The organism is Pseudomonas sp. GL-R-19, from assembly GCF_019956375.1.
Lineage (GTDB): Bacteria > Pseudomonadota > Gammaproteobacteria > Pseudomonadales > Pseudomonadaceae > Aquipseudomonas.
Map to the genome: position 1 here is coordinate 37,552 of NZ_JAHBDJ010000039.1, position 6,620 is coordinate 44,171.

The window sequence follows — 6,620 nt, forward strand, 5'->3', positions numbered from 1 at the left end:
ACATGATGGGCAAATTCCATGCATCTGATGGTTAGGTCGAATGCAAACGTGTGGTCAAGTTGGGTGCAATTTCGCATACGCTGCGGAAAAACCTTTTCCGCGCGGAATAGACCTGCTTTTATAGCAGCGTGTGTTGCTGTGAACGCAGCGAGACGCCTTTCAAGAGCCCGACCATTGAGTCGGTTTTTTGTGCCCTTTTATAAGCCCTGCCATCGAGCGGGGCTTTTTCGTTTTCGGCCCTATGCCTGGCTCTTTGCTCCGAGCGGATGACAGTGACATGGAGGCCGGACCTATTCGAGGACTACAGATGAACACAGAGCATCAGGCTCTCGCCGACGTGCCTCTTTGGCTGTTGGTATTGTTAAGCATGGCCGGTTTATCTGGGGAGATGTTGAGAGCATCAGGTACTGACCTTGGTCTTCGGCAGATCCTCCAGCGTGTAGCGCTGCGTTTTCTTGCGTCTGGCCTGTTGGGCATGGCCACGCTGCTGCTCGCGATGGCGCTGTGGAGCAACTTTTATCTTGCCGCCGGCCTGGGCATCGTAATCGCGGTCATCGGTGCTGATGTAACCGGCGGTTTGTACACCCAGTTTCTGGCCAGGAAAGCTGGTATCAACTCCCGTAATTCATAGCGAGGTAAAGCAGTGATGGCCTGCTATGACTCGCTCAACGGGCAGCCAGACAGCTACGGCTCGGCTATCGCGGAAAACTAAATGGTCAAAGTCAAAATCACACCCGACTTGCTGCCCGTGTCCGAGGCGCTGCTGGAGCTGGAGAAAAAGCACATTCCGCATGTGCTTGCCCTGACCGCGACCCGCTTGGCCCAGCGGGTCAAGAAGGGCGAACTGACTGTCATGGCGCAGCGTCTGGATCGGCCAACTCGGACTACGATGAACAGCTTGTTTGTCAGAATGGCCACCAAAAGTAAGCCGGCCGAAGTCTTTTTCAAGGACTCTTGGACCTCGGGCATTCCCGCTGATACCTACCTTCAGCAGACTGTCAGGGGCGGGCCACGACCGCATAAGCGCTTTGAAAAAGCCCTGATCGCGCGCGGCTTTATGAAGTCCAGCCAGTTCGCAATCCCTAATCCCAACGTGCTCGACAAGCATGGCAACGTTTCCCGAGGAACGATGACTCGGATCTTGTCGGGCTTGGGGGCTGCCGAAACCTCGCGTGGCTATCAGGCCAACGCCTCCAACAGCAAGCGCAGTCAGCGCAAGGGCAATGCCAGGAGTTATTTCTCGGGCGTTGTCGGGGGAACGGCTGGTGTGTGGGAGCGCAAAGAGACGGCGTTCGGCGATGCTGTCAGGCCGATGTTTGTCTTCAGCCGGAGCGCGCCGATGTACCGCACGATCTTCCCGTTCTTCAAGATCGCGAACAACATCGTCAAGGCTAACTACAGCGCGGAGTTCCGCGGTGCATTTGCCGATGCTATGACCACCGCCAAGCTCTGACAGACAGCAGGAAAAAGCTGTTTCTGTACCGTTATTACTTGACCTGCTGAGTTTGGCGTGAATTCAACGGGTCCTCCCGAGGGGGGAGGCCTAGGGGGTAATTCGGGCCCCGCTGCTTCGCTATATATGACCCATTTTTGAATCGAGGTTGTTGTTTAGTCCATGGCCAATCCGACCATCTCACGCGAGCCTCATTGGCTCAACAAGTCGCGCATGGCTACCAGCCTCGGTATCACGACTCAGGCCTTTGATAAATGGGGCGTTCAGCCCGTTGCGAAGATCGGCCGCGACGTGTTCTACGACGTCCGGTCTGTGCTGGATAACCGACTCAAGCATCAGGTGACAAAAGACCAACCTGTCGACGACAACGGTGATCCGCTCGATCCGCTCATTGAATACAAACAGGCGCAGCAAAAATTGCGACTGACAACTGAGCAGGCGGACGCTCAGGAAATGCGAAACAAAGTTAAGGCCAAGAGGCTGGTACCGGTTGATTTTTGCTTGTTCGCATTGTCTCGTCTGAGCGCAAAGCTCGGATCAACCCTCGACACCGTGCACTTGAAGGTCAAGCGCAAGTGTCCCGACATCGAGGTGCGTCACCTTGAGGCGATCCAGCGCGAAGTCGCCGTGACGCGTAACGATGCGGTCGGCTTGGCTGATCTATTGCCGGAGTTGCTTGATGAGTTTGTCGACACCTTGGATGAGGGCGCTGGTTGAGGGTGTCCGCAAGGGACTCGCCGGCCTCTATAAAGAGCCGCCGCGCACAGCGGTTGAATGGGCCGATGAGCATTTCTATCTGTCGTCCGAGTCGTCCTATCAGGAAGGCGATTGGACGACAGCGCCTTTTCAGGTCGCGATTCTCAACGCAATGGGCAACGACCTGATCCGTGAAGTCAACGTGCTGAAATCGGCGCGGGTTGGCTACACCAAAATGCTGGTGGCCAACATGGGCTACAAGGTCCAGCACAAGAAACGCAACGTCATCGTCTGGTGCCCAACCGATGGCGACGCTGACGGCATGATGAAGCGGCACATCGAAACGATGATTCGTGACAGCCCTGTGGTGCGTGCCTTGGCACCTTGGTATGGGGTCAAGCATCGCGATAACACGCTGGATGAAAAGCGCTTTGATAACGCCAAAATGCTGTGGTGCCTGGGTGGCACGGCGGCGAAAAACTACCGGGAGAAAAGCCCGGATGAAGTGATTTATGACGAGCTGTCGAAGTTCAACGCGGACATCGAGGGCGAGGGCGCCCCGACCATTCTTGGCGACAAGCGCCTGGAAGGTGCCACGTTCAAAAAGTCCATACGCGGATCGACCCCGACGACAGTGGTTGTCGCTGACGACAATGAGGAAACCTCGGGGGAGGGCTGCCAGATCACGCGGGCGGCCAATGATTCCCCGCACTTTTTGCGTTTCAACATCAAGTGCCCGTGCTGCGGTACCGAGCAGTATCTGAAGTGGGGTGACCCGGCTACGCCGTTCGGTATCAAGTGGGCCGTGGACGAACTGGGGCAGGTGGTGAAGGCCTGGTACCTGTGCGAGTCCGGCCATGGCTGTACCTTCGAATACCACGAAATGGTCGCGGCATCCGTCAACGGCCGCTACATCTGTGAGCGGACCGGGATCTGGACGCGCGACGGCATGGCCTGGTTCAGCGCTGCAGACGAATCAATACAGCCGCCGCGTTCGGTGACTTTCCATATCTGGACGGTGTACTCGGAGTTTGTGACCTGGGCTGAAGTCGTCACGGAATGGCTCAAGATCAAGAAGGATCGGGGGAAGCTCAAAACCTTCGTCAACACCACTCTGGGCGAAGCATGGGAAGAGGACCAAGGCGAGCAGTTGGAATGGCAGCAGCTGCACGCGCGCCGGGAAATTTACCCGCAAGTGCCGGCTAAAGCTGTTGCCCTGTTCGGCGGTATTGATACCCAGGATGACCGCTATGAAGGTCGGGTCTGGGCGTTTGGCGCGGGAGAGGAAGCGTGGCTGGTCCATAAGTTCGTGCTTCAAGGTGACCCTGCCAGCATCGAGCTACGGGCCAAGGTCGGTATCGAGATCCACAAGACCTTCACCCGGGTAGATGGCACGGTGATGGGCGTCGAGCGTTGGTGTTGGGACCAGGGTGGTCACTACTGCGATGAAGTACGTGAGGAATGCATCAAGCACGGCACCCAGTGGGTGATTCCTGTGTTCGGTGCCTCGACCTACGGCAAGCCGATTGCGACCTGGCCGCGTAAGAAAACCAAGGTCAAAGGCGGACGTGCGTATCTGGTCGAAGTGGGTACCGACAATGCCAAAGAGCTGATTTATGGCCGCCTCAAGATGCAGCCGGACGGTTCGGGTGCGCCTGTGCATGGCTGTATCCACCTGCCTGCTAACGAGATGATTTGCGGCGAGGACGAGTTGCGGCAACTGACTGCCGAGCGCCGCAAGTGGGTGATCGTCAAACACCAGCGCGTCCAGCGCTGGGACGCAGGAGGGCGACGAAACGAAGCGCTCGATTGCCTGGTGTACGCCTTGGCGGCGTTACGCATAACGCAGCAGCGCTTTGGCATGAATCTCGACCTGTTAGCGCAGCAGTTGCCGTCAGGCACCTGGACTGTGCCGATGAGTCACGAGCAGAAAAGCAAACCGGCCACCGTTGCCGCTCTGACACCGGCCACGGTGTCGGTACCTGAGGTAGAGCCTGAACATTCACCCGACCAGCCTGCCGAGTCGGGCGGCTGGCTTAATACAGGACAAGGCGCATGGCTATAACCGCTCAAGACATGGTGGACCGCTATCTGGAGGCCGAGCTGGCCATCCTGCAGGGCAAGGAAATCCTCTTTAACGGTCGCAAGCTGATCATGGATGACCTGGAAGAAATCCGCGCCGGCCGACTGGAATGGGAGCGCCGGGTGCTAGCGCAACAGGCAGCGGCGGCGGGGCAGCCGCCGTACGCCCTGGCGACATTCCGATGAACCTGCTGGATCGCGTGCTGGCCCCGGTGTTTCCGGGGCTGGTGGCTGAACGTCTGCATGCCCGTCACAAGATCATGGCCTTTGAAGCCGCGCAGATGACTCGCACGCACCAGGCCAAGAAACAATCCGCCAGCGCGGACCGCTCGCTGCAGCGTTCGGCGCGTTCCCTGCGCGAGCAATGCCGCAAGCTGGACGAAGACCACGACATCGTTACTGGTTTGTTCGATCGCCTGGAAGAGCGCGTGGTGGGCGGCATGGGCATCGCGGTCGAGCCGTTTCCCTTGAGCTACGCCGGGGAAGTGCACTTGGAGTTTGCAGCGCAGATCAAGGCCCGCTGGGCCGAATGGTCGTTGCACCCGGAAACGTCCGGCGAGCTGTCCCGCCCGCAGATGGAGCGACAGGTGTGCCGTACCTGGCTGCGCGATGGCGAAGCCTTGGCGCAGAAGCTCAAGGGGCGAGTGCCCAGCTATGAGCATTTGAACGTAGTGCCCTTCGCCCTGGAGTTGTTGGAGCCGGATTATCTGCCGTGGGAATACAACGATGAAGCCAAGGGCATTGTGCAGGGGATCGAGCGCAATCAGTGGCGACGAGTCCGGGCCTATCACTTGATCAAGCATCACCCGGGGCATGCTGCCGGTTTCCAGCTGACGTTGACCACCAAGCGCGTGCCGGTCGAACAGATGATTCACATCGCGCACCGTAAGCGCATCGGTCAAAACCGTGGTCAACCTCTGCTACATGCGGTGCTGATTCGCTTGGCGGACATCAAGGATTACGAGGAAAGCGAACGGGTTGCTGCACGTATCAGCGCGGCACTGGCGATGTACATCAAAAAAGGCACACCGGACGACTACACCACGCCATCGGCGGTGAATGGCCAGGCCGCCGCTGCTCGCAGCATTCCCATCGGTCCGGGCATGGTGTTCGACGGCCTGCTGCCCGGCGAAGACGTCGGCATGATCGAAAGCAATCGACCCAACCCTTTTCTGGAAGGCTTCCGCAACGGTCAGCTCAAGGCCGTGGCCGCCGGCACCCGTGGCACCTACTCCAGTGTGGCGCGCAGTTACGACGGCACCTATTCCGCACAGCGTCAGGAGCTGGTCGAGGGGCAGGCAGGTTATGACCTGCTGCAGCACGAATTTATCGACTACTGGAGCCGCCCGGTCTATCGCGAATGGCTGCACATGGCGATTGCCAGCGGGGTGATCCAGGTGCCGGCCGACGTCGATCCGGACACGGTGTTTGGCGCGATTTACCAAGGGCCGGTGATGCCTTGGATCAACCCGATCCATGAGGCCAATGCCTGGAAGATCCTGGTCGAGGCCGGCTTTGCCGACGAGTCGGAAGTGGCGCGGGCGCGGCAGCGCAATCCGCAGGAACTCAAGCGTTCCCGGGCTTCGGAAATCAAAACCAACCGGGAGCAGGGACTGGTCTTCAGTTCGGACTTCTATCACGAGATTTATGGAAAAACGCAAACCGATGAACAGCCAAAAAAACCTGTCGTTGATGAGGCCGAGAGCCTCGATAACCCCGACGAATAAACCCGGCGAAAGCTGGTATTCACTGAGCGCCGCGCTGCAACGCGGGGTGGTCGAGGTGATGCTGTATGACGAAATTGGCGCGTGGGGCATTACGGCCAAACAGTTCGCCCGCGATCTGGCCGCCATGGGCGATGTGTCTCAGATCAACCTGCACATCCACTCGCCGGGTGGTGACGTGTTTGAAGGGACCACCATGTACAACCTGCTGCGCGGCCATTCGGCCCGGGTCGTGGTGTACATCGACGGTCTCGCCGCTTCGATGGCCAGCGTGGTCGCCATGGCCGGCGATGAAATCAACATGCCGGCCAACGCCATGATGATGATTCACAAGCCGTGGGGTGGTCAGGTCGGTGATGCCGATGCCATGCGCGAGTACGCCGATTTACTCGACAAAGTCGAGAGCACGCTGATTCAGGCGTACATGCGCAAGTCAGGCAAATCGATCGAGGACATCCAGGTGCTGCTCAAGGCTGAAACCTGGATGGATGGCAACGAAGCGGTGGCCGCCGGTTTCGCTGACAAGGTGCTTAATCCGTTCAAGGCGGCTGCTCAACTCACTTCAAAACGAATGCAGGAGTTCACCAATATGCCTACCTCGGCAAAAAATCTGTTCGATCCGCGGGCTTCCGCTCCAACCCCAGCACCGACCCCAACCCCAGCAC

At 58.6% G+C, this 6,620-nt stretch carries 7 protein-coding genes; all 7 read left to right on the forward strand.

Annotated features, from left to right (window positions below):
• The first annotated feature begins 307 nt into the window (after positions 1-307).
• Complete coding sequence (locus tag KGA83_RS20005; protein ID WP_150755794.1) at positions 308-631, forward strand: phage holin family protein; 324 nt, start codon at positions 308-310, stop codon at positions 629-631.
• Between the two features lie 81 nt (positions 632-712).
• Positions 713-1,453, forward strand: coding sequence for a hypothetical protein (locus tag KGA83_RS20010; protein WP_223530627.1), 741 nt, complete (start codon positions 713-715; stop codon positions 1,451-1,453).
• Between the two features lie 162 nt (positions 1,454-1,615).
• Complete coding sequence (locus KGA83_RS20015; RefSeq protein ID WP_223530629.1) at positions 1,616-2,170, forward strand: terminase small subunit; 555 nt, start codon at positions 1,616-1,618, stop codon at positions 2,168-2,170.
• Positions 2,133-4,214: a phage terminase large subunit family protein gene (locus KGA83_RS20020; RefSeq protein WP_223530630.1), complete on the forward strand. Its 2,082-nt coding sequence runs from the start codon at positions 2,133-2,135 to the stop codon at positions 4,212-4,214. Before KGA83_RS20015 ends, KGA83_RS20020 begins: the two co-directional genes overlap by 38 nt.
• Positions 4,205-4,417 carry a primosomal replication protein PriB/PriC domain protein gene (locus KGA83_RS20025; RefSeq protein ID WP_223530631.1) on the forward strand — a complete coding sequence of 71 codons (213 nt, stop codon included), beginning with the start codon at positions 4,205-4,207 and terminating at the stop codon, positions 4,415-4,417. Before KGA83_RS20020 ends, KGA83_RS20025 begins: the two co-directional genes overlap by 10 nt.
• Entirely contained in the window at positions 4,414-5,958 is a 1,545-nt protein-coding gene (locus KGA83_RS20030; protein WP_223530632.1) for a phage portal protein, read from the forward strand. The genes KGA83_RS20025 and KGA83_RS20030 overlap by 4 nt, the downstream gene beginning before the upstream one ends.
• Positions 5,897-6,620: head maturation protease, ClpP-related (locus KGA83_RS20035; protein ID WP_223530633.1), on the forward strand; the 724-nt coding region annotated here is incomplete at its 3' end. The genes KGA83_RS20030 and KGA83_RS20035, both read left to right, overlap by 62 nt.